This is a genomic window from Shewanella psychropiezotolerans, assembly GCF_007197555.1.
GTDB classification, from domain to species: domain Bacteria; phylum Pseudomonadota; class Gammaproteobacteria; order Enterobacterales; family Shewanellaceae; genus Shewanella; species Shewanella psychropiezotolerans.
The window spans coordinates 3,217,487-3,236,194 of record NZ_CP041614.1 but is presented as its reverse complement, the minus strand read 5'-3'; the positions used below and the strand labels follow the sequence as shown (position 1 = coordinate 3,236,194).

At 44.0% G+C, this 18,708-nt stretch carries 17 protein-coding genes and 3 tRNA genes; 13 read left to right on the top strand and 7 right to left on the bottom strand.

The genetic code is table 11. The features are described 5' to 3' along the window. Positions 1-11: 11 nt before the first annotated feature. The 9 genes from FM037_RS14305 (at position 12) to ttcA (ending at position 8,099) form a co-directional block, all read left to right on the top strand. Entirely contained in the window at positions 12-176 is a 165-nt protein-coding gene (locus tag FM037_RS14305) for a cbb3-type cytochrome oxidase subunit 3 (protein WP_144046555.1), read from the top strand. Continuing rightward, positions 176-1,144, top strand: coding sequence for a cytochrome-c oxidase, cbb3-type subunit III (gene ccoP, locus FM037_RS14300; protein WP_144048962.1), 969 nt, complete (start codon positions 176-178; stop codon positions 1,142-1,144). The genes FM037_RS14305 and ccoP overlap by 1 nt, the downstream gene beginning before the upstream one ends. 110 nt (positions 1,145-1,254) lie before the next feature. Next, positions 1,255-1,734, top strand: coding sequence for a FixH family protein (locus tag FM037_RS14295; RefSeq protein ID WP_144046554.1), 480 nt, complete (start codon positions 1,255-1,257; stop codon positions 1,732-1,734). A gap of 139 nt (positions 1,735-1,873) precedes the next feature. Continuing rightward, complete coding sequence (locus FM037_RS14290) at positions 1,874-4,261, top strand: heavy metal translocating P-type ATPase (RefSeq protein WP_144046553.1); 2,388 nt, start codon at positions 1,874-1,876, stop codon at positions 4,259-4,261. Then, positions 4,258-4,452 carry a cbb3-type cytochrome oxidase assembly protein CcoS gene (gene ccoS, locus FM037_RS14285; RefSeq protein WP_144046552.1) on the top strand — a complete coding sequence of 65 codons (195 nt, stop codon included), beginning with the start codon at positions 4,258-4,260 and terminating at the stop codon, positions 4,450-4,452. Before FM037_RS14290 ends, ccoS begins: the two co-directional genes overlap by 4 nt. Further along, positions 4,449-5,141 (top strand): sulfite exporter TauE/SafE family protein, encoded by a 693-nt coding sequence (locus FM037_RS14280; protein ID WP_144046551.1) that lies wholly within the window; start codon positions 4,449-4,451, stop codon positions 5,139-5,141. Before ccoS ends, FM037_RS14280 begins: the two co-directional genes overlap by 4 nt. 55 nt (positions 5,142-5,196) lie before the next feature. Next, positions 5,197-5,946: an electron transport transcriptional regulator EtrA gene (etrA, locus tag FM037_RS14275; protein WP_144046550.1), complete on the top strand. Its 750-nt coding sequence runs from the start codon at positions 5,197-5,199 to the stop codon at positions 5,944-5,946. A 162-nt stretch (positions 5,947-6,108) separates the two neighbouring features. Then, entirely contained in the window at positions 6,109-7,041 is a 933-nt protein-coding gene (uspE, locus tag FM037_RS14270) for a universal stress protein UspE (RefSeq protein WP_144046549.1), read from the top strand. A 107-nt stretch (positions 7,042-7,148) separates the two neighbouring features. Beyond that, positions 7,149-8,099, top strand: coding sequence for a tRNA 2-thiocytidine(32) synthetase TtcA (ttcA, locus tag FM037_RS14265; protein WP_144046548.1), 951 nt, complete (start codon positions 7,149-7,151; stop codon positions 8,097-8,099). A 106-nt stretch (positions 8,100-8,205) separates the two neighbouring features. Here ttcA and FM037_RS14260 read toward each other — a convergent pair whose 3' ends face one another. Together FM037_RS14260 and FM037_RS14255 are read right to left on the bottom strand one after the other, a co-directional pair. Further along, positions 8,206-8,832 carry a DUF2987 domain-containing protein gene (locus FM037_RS14260; RefSeq protein WP_144046547.1) on the bottom strand — a complete coding sequence of 209 codons (627 nt, stop codon included), beginning with the start codon at positions 8,830-8,832 and terminating at the stop codon, positions 8,206-8,208. Continuing rightward, entirely contained in the window at positions 8,810-9,637 is an 828-nt protein-coding gene (locus tag FM037_RS14255) for a glucosaminidase domain-containing protein (RefSeq protein ID WP_144046546.1), read from the bottom strand. Before FM037_RS14255 ends, FM037_RS14260 begins: the two co-directional genes overlap by 23 nt. Before the next feature lie 144 nt (positions 9,638-9,781). Here FM037_RS14255 and yvcK point away from each other — a divergent pair, with 144 nt between their 5' ends. Next, on the top strand, positions 9,782-10,693 hold the full coding sequence (gene yvcK, locus FM037_RS14250) for a uridine diphosphate-N-acetylglucosamine-binding protein YvcK (RefSeq protein WP_144046545.1): 912 nt from the start codon (positions 9,782-9,784) through the stop codon (positions 10,691-10,693). An 83-nt stretch (positions 10,694-10,776) separates the two neighbouring features. Here the strand turns inward: yvcK and FM037_RS14245 are convergent, their stop codons facing one another. The 4 genes from FM037_RS14245 to FM037_RS14230 form a co-directional block, all read right to left on the bottom strand. Next, positions 10,777-11,970 carry an amino acid aminotransferase gene (locus FM037_RS14245; protein ID WP_144046544.1) on the bottom strand — a complete coding sequence of 398 codons (1,194 nt, stop codon included), beginning with the start codon at positions 11,968-11,970 and terminating at the stop codon, positions 10,777-10,779. Between the two features lie 473 nt (positions 11,971-12,443). Continuing rightward, positions 12,444-12,529: transfer RNA gene (locus tag FM037_RS14240), tRNA-Leu, on the bottom strand. 82 nt (positions 12,530-12,611) lie between these two features. After that, positions 12,612-12,685 (bottom strand) — tRNA-Cys (locus tag FM037_RS14235). 85 nt (positions 12,686-12,770) lie between these two features. Next, a tRNA-Gly gene (locus FM037_RS14230) sits at positions 12,771-12,846 on the bottom strand. A gap of 404 nt (positions 12,847-13,250) precedes the next feature. Between FM037_RS14230 and FM037_RS14225 the strand changes: the two genes are divergently transcribed. Then, on the top strand, positions 13,251-14,552 hold the full coding sequence (locus FM037_RS14225; RefSeq protein ID WP_229381201.1) for a phosphatase PAP2 family protein: 1,302 nt from the start codon (positions 13,251-13,253) through the stop codon (positions 14,550-14,552). A 195-nt stretch (positions 14,553-14,747) separates the two neighbouring features. On the opposite strand, the gene FM037_RS14220 is transcribed toward FM037_RS14225, so the two are convergent. Then, entirely contained in the window at positions 14,748-16,184 is a 1,437-nt protein-coding gene (locus tag FM037_RS14220) for a glyceraldehyde-3-phosphate dehydrogenase (protein WP_144046543.1), read from the bottom strand. A 202-nt stretch (positions 16,185-16,386) separates the two neighbouring features. Here FM037_RS14220 and FM037_RS14215 point away from each other — a divergent pair, with 202 nt between their 5' ends. Together FM037_RS14215 and gap are read left to right on the top strand one after the other, a co-directional pair. After that, complete coding sequence (locus FM037_RS14215) at positions 16,387-17,235, top strand: DUF2989 domain-containing protein (protein WP_144046542.1); 849 nt, start codon at positions 16,387-16,389, stop codon at positions 17,233-17,235. 243 nt (positions 17,236-17,478) lie between these two features. Then, entirely contained in the window at positions 17,479-18,489 is a 1,011-nt protein-coding gene (gene gap, locus FM037_RS14210) for a type I glyceraldehyde-3-phosphate dehydrogenase (RefSeq protein ID WP_144046541.1), read from the top strand. The last annotated feature ends 219 nt before the right edge of the window (positions 18,490-18,708 follow it).

Here is an 18,708-nt window from a genome sequence, read left to right as displayed (position 1 = left end):
GGAGGTATGATATGGATTACGGAATTATACAAGGCATAATCACGATCGTTGTGATGTTTACCTTCCTGGGTATATTTGCATGGGCTTATAGCTCGCGTCGTAAGGATCAATTCGACGAAGCGGCTAATCTTGTGTTTGAAGATGAGACGAACACAAAGTCAGGAGAGAATAAGTGATGAGTACTTTCTGGAGTATTTGGATCACAGTCCTGACATTGGTTGTGATCGCAGGCTGTTTCTTTTTATTAAGAGCCGTTTCTAAAAACTACACAGGTGTTGAAGAAGGCAAGTCGATGGGCCACAACTTCGACGGTATTGAAGAGCTGAATAACCCACTGCCAAAATGGTGGAGTTATATGTTCTATATCTCTATCGTCTTTGCCTTGATTTATCTGGCCCTTTATCCGGGTCTGGGTAACTTCAAAGGTTTCCTTGGCTGGAGTAGCTCTAACCAAAGCATAGGCACAGTGAACGGCATTAAGGCCGATTCTGAAGCCGCTATTGCCTTGGCTAAAGACGAAGGTCGTTGGGTTCAGTATGATCAAGAAGTGATGCGTGCCGATGCAAAGTATGGCCCTATCTTCAAGGCATATGCTGATACGCCTCTGGATGAGCTGGTTCACAACGAAGAAGCACTGAAAGTTGGTGGTCGTTTGTTCTTACAAAACTGCTCACAGTGTCACGGTAGTGATGCTCGCGGCAGTAAAGGCTTTCCTAACTTGACTGACGGTGATTGGTTATATGGTGGCGAGTTAGCCACGATTAAGACCACTATCATGAATGGTCGTCATGGCATGATGCCACCTAAAGGTGGTTTACCTATCGAAGACAGCGAAATTAAAGGTTTAGCTGAATACGTAGTTAAGTTATCGGGTCGTGATCACGATGAGGCGCTTGCGGCTCAGGGTCAAGGTTCATTCATGAAGGGCTGTTTCGCCTGTCATGGTATGGATGGCACCGGTAATAAGATGATGGGTGCACCTAATCTTGCTAACAACATGTGGCTATACGGCGGAAGCCGTGGCGTAATCCAAGAGACCATTAAGAATGGTCGAAGTGGGGTGATGCCGGCTTGGAAAGATGTGTTGGGTGAAGAGAAAGTTCACGTTATCACAGCTTATGTATATAGCTTATCAAACAAGTAGTTACATCTAAGTAACATAAAGGCCTCGATCTCATCGGGGCCTTTTTTTTAGAGTGCTATATCACACCTTTCACGGTAAAATATTATCAATTATTTTAATAGGTATGACAGATGAACAAGCAACAACCCTGGTATAAGCAGTTCTGGCCTTGGTTCTTAATTATTTTACCCCTCTGCGCTGTCGTGGCGAGCGTCAACTTGCTCTACCTTGCCGTCGTCAACAAAGATTCCTTGGTGTCTGAAGATTATTATAAAGATGGTAAGCGCATCAATAGGGATCTGAAGAAAATCAAGTATGCTAAGCAACTCGGACTGCAGTTCGAGATGATAGTGGATGACAACACGTTAACCATCACACAGCATGGTGGTGAGCCTTATCTGGCCGCGATGAATGTCGAGTTTTTTCACCCCACCATCAAAGCACGTGATTTTACCCAAGTCGTGACTGCAGATGGCAATCAGATTTATCGGATTGCACTCGAGCAACCTATCACAGGTAGTTGGGAAGTGAGACTCGACGGCTATGACCGTAAATGGCGTATCCAGAAACGACTCGAAATAACCGATGACGGTCAATATTGGTTAAACTAGATTCGTCAGGCGTAATCAAATGAGCCGGCAAAGGTCGGTTCATTTGCATGAATAATTATCAATAAGAACCAAGTCGACTCTGTACATGATTGAATTCGACTTGATGATTGTACATTGAAGCAGGTTAATGGCAGTGATTATGAATCCCCTCGATTGTTTCCATTGTGGAGAGCCGGTATTAACGGATACACAATTCACTACCTGTATTAATGATAAAGAACAGCCTATGTGTTGTCCCGGGTGTCAGGCTGTCTCTAAGGCGATCATAGATGCGGGGTTAACCAACTATTATAAATTCCGTACCGAGCCCGGTAGCAAACAAAATGCCATAGTGCCCGAAGAACTCAGCAGCTTCTGTGCATTCGACCTCGCCGAAGTACAGGAAGATTTTGTCCATAAGGAGAGTGATACATCGACGGTGTCATTGTCGATAGACGGCATCACCTGCGCCGCCTGTGCCTGGCTTATTGAGCATAAGCTTAAGCATGTGGAGGGTATCATCAAAATCCAGGTTAACAGCACTACCGAGCGTGCTCTGGTTACCTGGTTACCAGAAAAGATAAAGCTCAGTGCCATTCTCAATCAAATCAGCGCCATTGGTTATCAAGCCGCCCCCTATCAGGTGGACGAACAAGAATTACTCAGCAAGAAAAATAGTCGGCAATACCTGCTAAGGCTAGGTTTGGCTGGCTTTGCCACCATGCAGGTGATGATGTTCGCCCTCGCCCTCTATGCAGGTTACTTCACCGATCTCGACGTCGAGTTTCGTGATTATTTCCGTTGGGTTAGCCTTATCTTTGCCGCACCTGTGGTCTTCTATTCGGCACAGCCCTTCTATTTCAGTGCCATCCGCTCCATATTTAGTGGCAGGCTCAATATGGATGTCTCGGTTTCAATCGCCATCTTAGGGGCTTATATTGCCAGTTGCATCGCGACTATTAACGCCAATGGTGAAGTGTATTTCGAGTCCGTGAGCATGTTTACCTTTTTCTTGCTTTTGGGGCGATATTTTGAACAAAATGCACGCCAAAAAGCCTCGGTAAGCTCGAGTAACTTACATAAGCTAGTGCCGTTAACCGCACACTTGATCACAGAAGGCGGTGCTAAGGATATTCCGGCTAAGGGACTCAAGGTCGGCGATATCATCTTAGTCAAACCTGGTGAAGTGGTTGCTGCCGATGGTCTTATTGTCGATGGCTGTTCTAGTCTCAATGAGGCCATGCTCACCGGCGAGCAGATGCCAGTATGCAAGTCTCTAAGCTGCGAAGTCTATGCGGGCACTATCAATGTCGAGCAGCCTATCAGGGTCGAAGTGACTGCAGTCGGTCAGGAACAATTGGTCGCTGAAATCATCCGCCTACAGGAGGCGGCATCTAACAACAAGCCAAAAGTCGCACGTTATGTGGATAGCATCTCAAACTATTTTACCTGGACCATTTTAGTCGTTGCCGCACTGACCTATGTGGTGTGGAAAATCTATTGGCCTGAAGATGCTTTCTGGGTCACATTGTCGGTGTTGGTTGCCACTTGCCCTTGCGCCTTAGCTCTTGCTACTCCCACTGCTGTTACCTGTGCGACAGGGATCTTTACCCGCATCGGCGTGATAGCAAGAACCCCCGGAGTATTTGAGAAGCTGACTCAGATCCAGCATGTGGTATTCGATAAAACAGGCACCCTCACCTGCGGCAACCTAAAGATAGAATCAACCAAGCTTCTCACCGCTACGGATGAGAAGCAGGTCCTCGCTATTGCCGCATGCCTAGAAGCGAACTCACAGCATCCCATAGCAAAAGCTTTCGAGTCATACCGTGATCCAAACTTGCGTGTTATGCAGAGTAAAAACCATATCGGACAAGGGCTCAGCGGTGAAATCAATGGTCTGAAATACCGAATTGGCAGCGCCGCATTTGTTGGTACTACTGATATCACTGATAGCACCAAGCAAGCTATTTACCTGGTCGATGAGTCACAAATCTTGGCGAAATTTTTGTTAGTCGATGCCATTCGAGGCGATGCCGCCGAAACCGTTAAGCAGTTAAAAGAGAATGGCTGTCGAGTTTCTATTGCTAGCGGAGATTCGTCGAATCATGTGGAAGAGGTAGCGAATAAGATAGGCATTGACGATGTCAACAAGGGCCTGAGTCCGGAAGGTAAGCTGCAACTGGTTCGTCAGTATCAGATCCGGTCGAATGTGGCCATGTTCGGCGACGGTATCAATGATGCTCCCGTGCTAGCCGGGGCTAATCTCTCCATTGCCATGGGCAGTGGCGCCGCGATAACGAAAAGCTCGGCCGATCTTATCTTATTAGGCGATAAACTCTCTCGTTATACGGATGCTGTCAAGGTCGCTAAGTTAGCTGACAGGATCATTAAACAAAATTTATTCTGGGCGCTGGGTTATAACCTGTTTATAATTCCCCTCGCCGTAACAGGACATGTCTTACCTTATGTTGCCGCGCTTGGTATGTCCGCGAGTTCTCTTATCGTTGTGGGCAACAGTCTCAGATTATTAAAGGTTCGTTTATGAGTATTATCTATGTATTAATCCCTATCGCCATGCTGTTTGTCTTGATCGCCATCGGCATTTTTTTCTGGGCGGTTAAATCCGAACAATTTGATGATCTCGATAGACAGAGCGTATCGATACTGTTCGATGATGATAAGCCTGTAAATACTGAGACTAAAAACAGTGAATCTAAAGACTCCACATCCTCTTGATTGATTACAATGTTACCGGCGCTTTCCTCGTCGGTTTGATGGGAGCGGGTCATTGTATTGGCATGTGTGGCGGTCTTATCGGCGCTTTTTCATCTCAGTTACCTAAGTCGAGGCACCAAAGCCAATTTGTATCTCAGCTACGCTTCATGCTTAGTTATAATTTGGGTCGCATTTTGAGCTACGCCTTGGCTGGCGCCTTGGTCGGTGGCTCTGCCAGTGCATTAGCGCTACTGTTCGATATTGATCTGTACCTGATCACTCTAAGAGTGATAGCAGGCTTAATGATGATAGCCACGGGTCTCTACATAGCTAAAATTTGGTCCGGTGTGGTGCAAATTGAGCGTGTTGGCAAGTACCTCTGGCGCTTCCTCTCCCCCCTAGCTAAACGGATTTTGCCCATTCAAACTATGCCCCAGGCGTTTGTCGGTGGTATGTTGTGGGGCTGGCTTCCTTGTGGCCTGGTCTACAGCACGTTAACTTGGGCTGTTGCGGCTAACTCTGCTCAGCAAGGCGCTATGATAATGGCGGCGTTTGGGCTTGGTACCTTACCGGCACTCTTAAGTGTCGGCATGGCGGCAAATCTGTTTGGCCGCTGGGTACAGAACCGAGCCGTCAGATTGATCAGTGGCTTGATCTTAGTGCTGTTTGGTTTACAAACTTTATACATTGCAATTGCCCAGCTTCGCTAGCTGAGTTTATTAAATTAGTTTAATATAGGACTAATTGTGACATTTGAGAAACACTATGACAGATAATAGTAAGAGTCGTCGTTCGTCAGTGCCTGGAGGTGCCATCCATTGCCATGACTGTAGTATGGCAGACTTGTGTATTCCTTTTACTCTCAATAGCAACGAACTCGATCAGCTCGATGAAGTTATCGAAAGAAAGAAGCCGATTCAAAAAGGTGAACAGATTTTCAAGTCAGGTGACCCATTAAAGTCGCTATTCGCTATTCGCTCCGGTACGGTCAAAAGCTTTACTATCACAGAGCAAGGTGATGAACAGATCACTGGTTTCCATCTGGCTGGTGATGTCATAGGTTTCGACGGCATCCACTCCCAACAGCATCAAAGTTTTGCTCAAGCCTTAGAAACCTCTATGGTGTGTGAGATCCCTTACGGCACCTTGGATGAACTCACAGGTACCATGCCTAAGTTGAGGCAACAAGTGATGCGTTTGATGAGTCATGAGATCCAGAGCGATCAGGAGATGATACTCTTACTGAGTAAGAAAAATGCCGAAGAGCGTCTCGCCGCCTTTATCAGTAATCTAGCCAATCGTTTCGGCAGCCGCGGCTTCTCACCTAAAGAGTTTAGATTAACCATGACTCGTGGTGATATCGGTAACTACTTAGGCCTGACCGTTGAGACCATTAGCCGTTTACTGGGTCGCTTTCAAAAAGCTGAACTGATAGAAGTCAAAGGTAAGTACATCACCATCATCAATTTCGACGCGCTAGCTGAGCTAGCCGGCAATCACGCCATCGCAAGATAAACGATATCGGGTAACCCGGCCCACTTTTCAGGTTACCCATCTCCTCGCCTACATTTTACTATTTAGTTTAATACCAACAATTTAGCCAAATTGTGATTAAAATCATTGCATTTTGTTCTCTTTAGCTCATTATTAATTCATTGTCTGAATTAAGGAGTGACTATGAAGGATTTAAAGAAACTCTTAGTTGTTATCGATCCAACAAGTGATGTACAACCGGCTCTCGCCAGAGCCATCGAGCTAGCCTCTCCTAATAGTGCCGATATTACGGTGTTTCTCTCTATCTTTGATTTTTCTTATGAGATGACCTCGATTCTTTCGGGTCACGAGCGAGAAGCGATGCGCCAAGGAGTCATATCTCAACGTCAGGCTTGGTTAGAAGAGCTGCTAATTGGCTATACCAACGAAAAAGTGCAGATCGAAAGTGAAGTGATTTGGCATAATCGTCCCTTCGAGAGCATTATTCAATTTGCTATCTCGGGAAATTTCGACATCATAGTGAAAGGAACACATCTTCACGATAAGCTTAAATCTGTCATTTTCACGCCTACCGACTGGCATCTGATGCGAAAATCCCCGGTACCTGTGCTATTAGTTAAAGATCATGCTTGGCCTGTTGCAGGTAAAATACTCTGCGCCGTCAATGTGGGCTCTGAAGATGATGATCATCAGACACTCAACGGCAAGATCATCGAGTATGCCAAAGACCTGGCAAAGCAATTTGATGCACAAGTACATCTTGTTAACGGTTATCCGGGAACACCGGTTAATCTTGCCATAGAACTCCCCGATTTCGATGCCCATACCTATGGAGAAACTATTCGGATGCAGCATGAGCAAAGAATCAGCTACCTGGCAAACAGTTTCGATATTTCCAGTGATTTTTGTCATGTTAAAGAAGGTCTTCCTGAAGATGTTATTCCTGATATCGCCCAGCAGATAGATGCTGAGTTAGTGATTTTAGGCACTGTAGGCCGTACCGGTTTTTCAGCGGCTCTGATTGGTAATACTGCCGAGCACGTTATCGACAGCATTAACTGTGATCTGTTGGCAATTAAACCCGATGGTTACCGCTCCCCCTTAGAGAAAGACTAAGTCGAGCAGTTATGTCAGAGTAAGAAGTCGGTCAGCTTGGTTCTAAATCTGCTCATTTTACTATATAATACGCGCCCAGAATTCAAGTGTAATTAGGCGCGTTTTTTATGTCCGACATTCTCTCAAAAACACAGCTCACCCGCATGAGTAAGCTACAAAGGAAACTACGTAGCGAAGTGGGTAAGGCGATATCTGACTATCAGATGATAGAAGAAGGTGATCGCGTGATGTGTTGTCTCTCTGGGGGCAAAGACAGCTACGCTATGCTGGATATCTTGCTCAATCTTCAGCAGAGAGCACCAATCAAGTTTGAAATCGTGGCGGTTAACTTAGATCAGAAGCAACCAGGTTTTCCTGAAGAAGTGCTGCCCAATTACCTTGATACTCTCAATGTCCCTTACCATGTCCTCGAGAAAGACACTTACTCTATCGTCAGATCTAAGATCCCTGAGGGGCAAAAGACCTGCTCTTTGTGTTCACGACTTCGTCGAGGCACCCTCTATGGTTTCGCTCAGAAAATCGGGGCGACTAAAATAGCCTTAGGGCATCACAGAGATGACATCATAGAAACCATGTTCCTCAACATGTTTTATGCTGGTAAACAGAAAGCCATGCCGCCTAAGCTGTTGTCCGATGATGGTGCTAACATGGTGATAAGGCCACTGGCTTATTCGCGCGAGAAAGATATCGCCGAATATGCAGAACTGAAATCATTTCCCATCATTCCGTGCAATCTTTGCGGCTCTCAGGAAAACCTGAAACGTGCATCGGTTAAAGCCATGCTAGAGCAATGGGATGCAGATCATCCTGGTCGAATAGAATCAATCTTTACCGCGATGCAGAATACTTCGCCTTCCCAGGGGGTCGACCGGGAGCAATTTGATTTCCTTGCACTGCAAAGAGATGCTGATGCCCCTTTGAAAGGAGATGTGGCCGAGTCTGACTTGCCAGCTTTCGATTTTCTCGATGTGGCCAATAATGGCCATATCGATCTCGATGCTGCAAGTAGAGTCACTAAAGAGCAGAAAATCAACGTCGTGAGTACTTATACTCCCTAATTCGATTCGTGCTTTAAATTGCGTCGCTAAAACTAAAAATCCCGGACTAGTCCGGGATTTTTGTTATCTGTTTACCTGATTTGAAACAGTATACCGATTGATATTATTAACCATTTGTCCATGGACTGATGACCAGGGGCTTAGCGTCAAATTTGATGTCAGATAATTTATCTATCTGCTCGCTAGATAGCCTAAGTTTGTCGGTAACAATTTGCTCTTTACCATCGATATAAACCAATGTCTTGCTATCAGGCTCAAACTCAAAATTAACCCCTGCAATATCTTGGCTAAAATAGCGCATAGGGAACCCCTGCATATCGCTGAGCATAGTGTTCATCTCAGCCTGAATTTCTTGTACTTCTTTCTGGCTATAGCTCTGCTTGGTGTTCTTAGCCCTGACTTGCATTGAGATACTGCAATTATCCGCTGAGCCTTCAATATCCAAATTCACTAACGCCCTATCTGACTTGAGTCGAGCATCATAGGGTAAGAAGATTCTCTGATCCTCTGTGATAGTCAGGGGAAAAGATTCTTTTTCCGTGGTGAGTGTGCCACTTTTAATCAGGCACCGGGATTTATCAGGCACCGAAAAAGCGATCTCAATTAATGGATAGTTCCCTTTATTAACTTGTTTAAGCCTTTGATAAAAACCTTGGTACGGTATTGATATTGGTGCTGCTTGTACCGAAGTAACAGCAACGAGTAAACAGCTAAACAGAAGGCCTTTCTTCATGATTCTCCACCAAATACTGCTTGTTTTGACGTAACATCTCCAGGAGTTCATCTATATATGCCTCCTGTCGCTCGGAATAATTAACTAATCCGTATACTAACTGATCTGCAACGGGAAGTTTGTCTTGGGCACGTAAATCTGCACGAATAGATCTCAATAATGCATACGCGGCATTGGAATTGAGGTTTTTCATATAAGATGCCACCGAGTCTGCTACGGAATCGAATACTGCAACTTCATGGCTTTTACCGGCAGTTCGTGATTGAGGCACGAGTCCACAGCCTTTCCTGAAACACCATTGGCCGAAGAAGTTGAGCCCTTGTTTGGCAAATCGAGAGCTGCCCCAACCCGTTTCATTAGCGGCTTGTATGAGTACCATAGACTCAGGGATGATGTCGGCTCTGATCAGCAGCTCACTAAGGGTCTTTTGATTGATACTTCTGGGCGAGTACTGATATTTATTGGCGATCTCTTCAATTCTGTAATGCTCGGCTTCGGTGAGGCTCAGTCCATCTTCAAGATGCTGTGAGCTTCGTAAAAGAAAATGTCGCTCATCTGAAATGATGGCGTTTTGATGTCGAATTGCCGGGCGTAGATAATCGAAGAAGGCTTGCTTCTTTTGAGCCACGTTGGCAATAGACTCAAAGTCCGGGATCAGGCTCAAAGGCTGTTCATTTTCAATTAATTTACCAAGAGTACTCTTATCAGCATCGTCAATTTTAATAAAGATAAGCCTTAAAAAAATCAAGATGACAATCACTAGACTCAGGGATACGGTAAATTTTCCGATTCTACCTGTTTTCATTTTTCTCTCTTATTTCGAAAACTGACGGCAATTATATGTCATATATCTTAATTGACAAAACCCCACACAAAACTCTAGTTGTAAGTTATAATCCTAAGCCTATGATGCGCATATTCGTTGGGTATTCAGGAAGGAAAAACCCAGATGCAAAATAACAAATTAAATCAATTTGAAAACATAGTCGCCGTTGGCGGAGGCCATGGACTGGGGCGTGTATTATCGTCTCTTTCATTTCTAGGCGCTAAGCTCACAGGGGTCGTCGCCACTACGGACAACGGTGGATCGACAGGGAGATTACGTCAACAGCAGGATTGTATCGCCTGGGGAGATCTTAGAAACTGCTTATCTCAACTTTCAAACCAGCCTTCTACCGGCTCTTTGTTATTTGAGTATCGATTTTCCGGGAAAAATGAATTGAGCGGACATAACCTGGGCAATCTTATTTTACTTGCCTTAGATCAACTCTGTGTCAGGCCATTAGAAGCGGTCAATCTCATCAGGCAGTTGCTTAACATAGAGACCAAAGTGATCCCTATGTCTGAAGAGCCTACGCACTTAGTGGCAATCGAAGCTTGTGGTAATCGCGTCTTTGGCGAAACCAGTGTCGATGGCATGGACACTCATCCTATGGCCTTATCGTTAGAGCCAATGGTGACTGCTACCTATGAGGCTTGCGAGGCCGTAAGAAAGGCTGATTTAGTGATATTAGGACCTGGCAGTTTCCTCACCAGTATTATGCCGCCCTTATTATTACCGAAATTTGCATCGGCCCTTAATCAATCGAAAGCTAAAGTCATCTTAGTCGATAACTTGACCCGTGAGCCTTCACCCTCTGCGGACTTTTCTTTACAGCAGAGAATAGACTGGTGCCACCAGATCTTAGGGCTTAAAGTCGTGGATCAGATCTTATGCCACTCAGAGGAAAGCTATCAGGATGGCATCATCTCTTATCGGCCGCTAGTGAGTAAACACCATGCGGGTTTACATGACAAAAGGGCTCTTGCCGATGCTTTGGCTAGTATGGTTGAACTAGACATAGAGAAGAATGATTTATAGAAAGGCTAAGAGCAGAAAAGGACAGCATTCGCTGTCCTTTTTGATTACATACCACTTAACTACATTTTTGTGCTAGTTAATAGTTACAGCACGGCTGCAATGGCTTTACAGATCACCGGCATATTTTCAATGGTCATGCCCGCGACACTGATGCGGCCGGAACCCACTATGTACACGGCGTGATCGTCTTTAAGTTTAGCCACCTGCTCCTTGGTTAAGCCAGAGAAACTGAACATACCATTCTGTGTAGAGATAAAGCTAAAGTCTTGTTTAACCCCTTCAGATTTAAGCGTCTCGACAAATAAGCCGCGCATTTTTGCGATACGCTCACGCATCTCTTTAAGCTCGCTTTGCCAAAGCGTCTTTAATTCACTATCACCGAGTATGGTGCTGACGATCAATGCGCCGTGAGCCGGTGGATTAGAGTAGTTACCACGGATAGTGCTCTTTACTTGGCTAAAAGCTTTAGTGACATCAGCCTGATTCTCGGCGACTACAGTTACGGCACCAATTCTTTCGTTATACAGGCCAAAGTTCTTAGAAAAAGAGTTAGCTATGATAAGCTCTGGTACCTTGTTGGCAACAATTCTTAAGCCCTGTGCATCTTCTTCTACGCCAGTACCGAAGCCCTGATAGGCGAAATCGAATAATGGCACTAAACCTTGCTCAAGGCAGAGGTCGGCTATGATGTGCCATTCAGCTTCGATGAGGTCTATGCCGGTTGGGTTATGACAACAGCCATGTAATAAGACCAGATCACCCGCTTTTGCCGTTTTGAGATCGGCAATCATGGCATCAAAATCTTTACCGTGAGTTTCAGCCTTATAATAACGATACTGTTCAATCTTGAGTGCTGCAGATTTAAAAATATTCTGATGGTTTGCCCAAGTCGGGTTACTCACCCAAATGGTGTTTGATTCTGTGTTACGCACTAAAAACTCAGCGGCCACTCTTAACGAGCCTGTGCCGCCTGGTGCTTGAGCCGTTAATGCTCGCTTATTTTTGACGACGTCATGCTCGGCACCAAACAGTAGTTCTTGTACTACACGGTTATACGCCTCGACGCCTTCGATGCCCAGATAACTTTTGCTCTTCTCTGTGACAAGTAATCTCTCTTCGGCAAGTTTGACCGACTTAAGTATTGGAGTCGAACCAGACTCGTCCTTATAAATGCCGACCCCAAGATTTACTTTCTCTGTTCTTGTATCTGCTTTAAAAGCATCGGTGAGGCCTAAAATGGGATCGGCAGGAGCAAGTTCAACCTGAGTAAATATCATGACGTCTTTCCTAAAAAGATGATGTAGGGGATTGTAGAGCCTCTTTATACCATTGTGAGTCTGGCATCGAAAGCTAGTTTTGATATTAGTAGAATAAATCGTTTTCATTTGGGGTAACAAGCAGTAAATCAAGAATAATATGAATAAAATTGATTATTTAGGTGGTTTTTTTAAGGATCGTTATATTCATATCATTGTGTTTGAACTCCGTCATACTTCAAATATTCTTTTGGAATTCTAGAGTCGAAAATCCCCAGCTGTCGTTGAGATTAATTGCCAGTTCTCAAATAAATATGGTACTCGAGCCAGATTTTGAAACAGGGAGTTGAATCTGCACGTGCCCTGCTCCTTATAAAAGAAGGGAAGAGTAGCGAGGAATTTTAAAAGCCATTAACAGGATCATCTACAAACAGTAGATACAAAAAAGCCTCAACTTTCGTTGAGGCTCATTGCCAGTTCTCATAGAGAAATGATGGTACCCGAGGCCGGACTTGAACCGGCACGCCTATTAAGCGAGGGATTTTAAATCCCTTGTGTCTACCGATTCCACCACTCGGGCAAACTCGTTGATTTTGATGATACGTATTATCGGTAGTTAATACTGTGTCTCTCGAAAGAAAACACTCATCAGAATCTAAATATGGAGGCGCGACCCGGAGTCGAACCGAGATAGACGGATTTGCAATCCGTAGCATAGCCATTCTGCCATCGCGCCAATTTGTATTATCTTCTTGTAAGATACACAGTTGATTTCAATAAAGAGTCAACTGAGCTAATGCCACACATCTTGTTTAGATGATTGGAGCGACATATCGGGTTCGAACCGATGACCTATACCTTGGCAAGGTATCGCTCTACCAACTGAGCTAATGTCGCTTACATCAATTTATTAATCTTACTTGCAGCAAGTTGTTTCTTAAGAAGCTTTCCCTTGACTGCGGAATGGCATTCTACCGATTTACTGGTGATAGTCAATCAAGAAACTTACTAAAAATGGGCTTTTTTAACTGACCGATGTTAAAACGATCATTGTGGTTAAATTTAAGCTGGATTCTGTTTGTTCAATGCTCAATTTGCAGTATCAAGCGCTAAAAACACTAGCCATCACTATAAGTACTAGTAAGGCAGAGTTAAAAATTGAGCAATAAGATCAGACAAGAAATAATATTGAAGGCTAACCATTTTTGACCCCAAAAGAATACTAGTTAAACCAATTCATTGCTAACTCCCCCACTCTATTCATTTCTGTTTAGGCAACTTACAACCAAGAGAATTTCCCGGTGACACTATTTGTAAAACACACACTGGCAGTTGCGATCGCAGCGTGCATATTCAGCACCACGGTCATGGCCAAGAGCGAGATATTGCAAACCAATACCGGAACTATTTCAGAAATAGGCGACTGGATGCAGATTATTATCCCTGCTGGTGCGATGGCAGGAAGTCTCGCTATAGGAGATACTGAAGGGGCTTGGCAGCTAACTAAAGGGCTGGGAACCTCTGCATCCATTACCCACGGCTTAAAATTCGTGTATAGAAAGATGAGACCAGACGGTACACAGCCGAACTCTTTCCCGTCCGGCCATACTTCTGCCGCGTTCGCGGGCGCGGCTTACCTGCATCATAGATACGGTGATGCTTGGGCTGTTCCAGCATATGGCGCAGCTGCATTCGTTGGCTTTAGTCGTGTTCACGCAAATAGACATTTTATGGATGATGTCATGGCTGGCGGTGCTATCTCAGTGCTCACTAGTCTCTATTTTACGGACCCTTACAATCAGTCAGATTTAATGTTTGTCCCCTCGATGACAAAAGATGGTTTCGCGATTAACGCTAGTTATGTATTTGGACGAGAGAAAAAGCCAAGGGACGGATACAGCAACCTTAGAGATAGCACTGATTACCGTAATAGTTACTCACTGTTTATCGGTGGTTCAAGTACTAAAAGAAACATTATTGACGATGGCGTGAATAATCCGTTCGATCTGTATTACTTCGGACGCGAGAACGAACCAAACACCTATGCAGCTTCTCACTTCACCTTTGGGATCGCAGACAACCAATATGTGAATCTCTCATTCACTCCTTATGAGTCGAGAACTCAGAAAGAACACAGGGAGGACGTGAAGTTTAAAAATGAGACATATCTTGCGGGCAATGAGATTGTAGTAGCTTATAGTCTATGGAATGCCACTGCTGATTATATGTTTGAGTTGTTACCGGACAGCAACTGGAAGCTTGATGTTGGTGCAGGTCTAACTACGAGCTTGCTATCAATGAGAATGGACTATGTCGTTGGTGAGCACTTAGCTGAGGCCAGTAACTTCTTTATCGCGCCATCTGTGGCAACAGAAGTTGGATACCAATTCACAGATAAACTATCTGCAAGTATTGGCTTAAGACTCACTGCTTCTTCAAGTTTGAATTCTCAAGACATATGGTCAAGCATTGGCTATAAGTTCAATAATCGATGGGCTGCTTCTATTGTTGTCGGCAGGTTCGAACAACAAGTGGAATCTAAACAGATAAATAATGACCTAGTTCTTGATTACAGTGGTTTTAACGTTAAATATTCGTTCTAGAGTCCAGCAGCGCAAGCTAATGTATTAAAGTTCTTAATAGAGGCTAATTAATCTCCCAACAAAAAATGGTACCTACTAGGGCCTTTATTTTGAGTATAAACTCTTCTCGGGACGGAATACTGAGTAGTAATAAAAAAGCCTCGTATTAACGAGGCTTTTTATCATTAAGCGTTAATCAATCGCTAGGTGATCTGATTAACAGTTTGGCAATGATTGATAGTTAAGCTCAAGCATCTTCTGCATTACACCAACAACCTGACAGCTGTAGCCAAACTCATTGTCATACCATACATAAAGAATGGCACGGTTACCGTCAGCGATGGTGGCGTGTGAATCGACCACTCCGGCATAACGTGAACCGACAAGATCAGATGAAACTATTTCTGTTGATTCAGTAAAATCGATTTGATTTTGAAGTTCTGAATGCAGTGACATGTCACGCAGGTATTCATTTACCTGCTCTTTATCTGTCTCGCTTTCAAGGTTCAAAGAGATGATAGCCATAGACACGTTTGGTGTAGGTACGCGGATTGCGTTACCCGTTAGCTTACCTGCAAGTGCTGGTAAGGCTTTAGCAACCGCTTTAGCGGCACCAGTTTCTGTGATAACCATGTTTAATGGTGCACTACGTCCACGACGATCGGCGCTATGATAGTTATCAATTAAGTTCTGGTCATTGGTATAAGAGTGAATGGTTTCTACATGGCCATTAGTGATGCCATACTTATCATTCATCGCTTTTAATATCGGGGTGATCGCATTAGTAGTACAGCTCGCCGCCGACACTATCTTATCTTCACTGAGGATATCTGACTCATTGACACCAAAAACGATGTTTTTGATCTGACCTTTCGCCGGCGCGGTAAGGAGGACTTTAGCTACGCCTTTAGACTTTAGGTGCAAACCGAGTCCATCTTCGTCTTTCCAGATACCAGTGTTATCTACCACTAACGCATCGCTGATACCGTACTTAGTATAATCCACTTCATCTGGAGAGTTGGCATATATCACCTGGATATAAGTACCATTCGCGATAAGGGCATTATTCTCTTCATCGACTTCAACAGAACCATTGAATGGACCATGAACCGAATCGCGTCTGAGCAGACTGGCACGCTTCTCTAAATCGCCCTTACGACCACCACGCAGTACGATGGCGCGAAGACGAAGTTTATTACTTACACCGGTTCTTTCTATTAACAGGCGAGCAAGTAGGCGACCGATACGACCAAAGCCGTAAAGCACAACATCTCTGGCTTCTTGAGTATCATCATGATCGATAGCAGGTGCCAGCTCACGGCTCATATAGGCTTCTATATCACTTGCATCGTCATGTTCACGCCAATAGTTGATAGCCAGTTTGCCTATATCAACTTTACACTGTTTAACGGCGAGTTTGCTTAATGCTTCTACAAAAGGAAAGCTTTCACGCAACCTCAGTTTATAGCCAACAAAACGACGTACCAGACGGTGTGACTTGATGATCTCAATGGTAGAGGCATTGAGTAGCGGCTTACCGTATAAAACGACTTCGACACCTTGATTACGATATAATTTACCAAGCAGAGGCTGCATAGCCTCTGCCATTTCGAAACGTTCTTGCCAGCTTTGTAGGTGTTTATCAGCGCTCATTTACAGATCCTTTATCTCACTTTTCCGATTTATTTTCAGAAATGATTGAGTAACAAAAAGAAAAGACCAATACTCTAATTAATAATAGGGGATAATCCCCTGTTGGTCGGCGCTATTGTAATGAAAAGTAGCCTTTCAGGCTAGCAAGATATTTTTTGTAACGCTGTAATTTTATTAGCAAAAACTTGGCTTGGAGCCTATTTTGACTAGAAATTTTGTAATAATTACATCATTTGTTAGCTTTATTGCATTTTCTTGCCTATCAGGCTGTGAAAAACAAACAGATACAGGCACCATTTGTAAAAATAATCCTGAACTTTGTAACGATCTTCATGCCGATAGTTGGTGCAGATATGAAAAAGGCGACTTAATTCGTAATAGATATAAGCTAAAGTTCACCGAATCGCCTTCCAGCAAGCAGATATACCACCAACTACTCAACTTAGAAAAGTACAATCAATGCATCGAACTGGCCGCAGGAGTACAACATATTTTGCATCCAGAGAGAACGAACGACCGACTTCGTGCTTTTGGTTTGAGTGCACAAAGCCTTTCTCAGCTTCAAGACACCACCAAGAATAGTCAAGATCTCTACCTAGCCTTCTATCACTGGACGCGCTTCAATGATCTGAAAGCTGAGAAAGTCGTGTTAGCAGCCTATAAGGCTTATCAGATAGATGACATATTATTACTGTCTCGAGTGGCCTCCTATTATCAAAAATTTGATGCCTTACAATCTAATTTAATCTATCTCCAGGTGCTTGATATCAGTGACGAGGAGAACTTTAATCCTGACTGGCTATTGGGACTGTCCAATAATTACCAGAAGCTCAATGACCTCGAGTTAACATATCTATTGGCCAGAGCAAATGTATTGATGACCAAGCAGAATGTATCGGAAGAGATGATGCTCGGATTAATCTATGGTGATAAAACCCTGCAGAGATTTTTAGATCAACAGGCCGAAGAACTTGTTGATGTGATAGAAGATGGAGAATTCTCATCCAGTGCTATTAAGACGATGCTGCTCCGTTCCCCTCCTACTCCATAAGCAAGAATTGCCCAGCCTTTAACCATTTTCTTATGGGCGCTTGCCCGTCGAAAAATGTATGCCATATTGGAAGATATTTACAAAGAACATGCTAGTTTTTGTTAAAAACATGACCAATGTAAAAATAAAAGCGAAATTGTTACGTATAAATGGCTTTTACAGGGGATATTACTTGACGGTAGCTGTCAGTTTGGTAATTTTACAACCAGAAGATAATTTTACAAATCACCAGAGGGATATCGAATGACTATCCGCGTAGCAATTAACGGTTATGGCCGTATCGGACGAAATATTTTACGTGCACTTTATGAAAGCGAAAAGGATTATTCAATCCAGATCGTTGCACTCAATGATCTTGGCGATGCATCTATCAACGCTCACCTGACCAAATATGACTCTGTTCATGGTCGTTTCAACGCTAAAGTCGATCATGACGATGAAGCCATCTATGTTAACCAAGATAAGATACTGACATTCTCAGAAAGAGACCCGTCTAAACTACCTTGGGCCGAATTAAAAATTGATGTGGTATTTGAATGTACTGGTATCTTCACATCTAAAGAAGCTGTACAAGCGCATCTTGATGCAGGCGCTAAGAAAGTCCTTATCTCTGCACCGGGTAAAAACGTAGACGCAACAGTCGTTTACGGTGTTAACAACCATGTCATCACCTCTGACATGACTGTGATCTCGAATGCTTCTTGTACCACAAACTGTTTAGCACCTATGGTTAAGCCATTAAACGATGAGATCGGTATCGAGTCTGGTTTGATGACAACGATTCACGCTTACACTAACGACCAACGTCTGTCAGATGTTTACCACACCGACCTACGTCGTGCTCGTGCTGCTGCAATGTCAATGATCCCGACTCAGACAGGTGCTGCTGCAGCCGTTGGACTCGTGCTTCCTGAGCTCGCCGGTAAATTCGATGGATTGGCAGTACGTGTTCCGACTGTTAACGTGTCTTTGGTCGACTTAACATTCATCTCGACGCGTGATACTACGGTAGAAGAGATCAATGCCATTATCGAAAGTGCAGCATCACTATCACCAATGAGTGAAGTGTTAGCCGTCAACAAGGAGCCTTTGGTTTCTATTGATTTCAACCACAACCCATTCTCATGTAACTTCGATGCTACCCAAACTCGCGTCAACGGTCGTCTTGTCAAAGTCATGGCCTGGTACGACAACGAGTGGGGTTTCAGTAACCGTATGCTAGATAATGCCGTCGCCTTGATGACTGCCAAGTAATCTAAACAAGTTTTCGAAAAAGCCAACCTTCAAGGTTGGCTTTTTTATGCCAAGATGATATGCCGTCTCGGATATGTTTACTTGTCTAGACCAGTACTTGTATATACAAATAGGCGATCTTGTTTGGCAGAACATTAAAAAGGAAGCATTTTGCTTCCTTTTTTATGAGGTAACAAACTTGGGCCTTGTTACTGCCCTCTTCTTCTCCACCCCATAAAT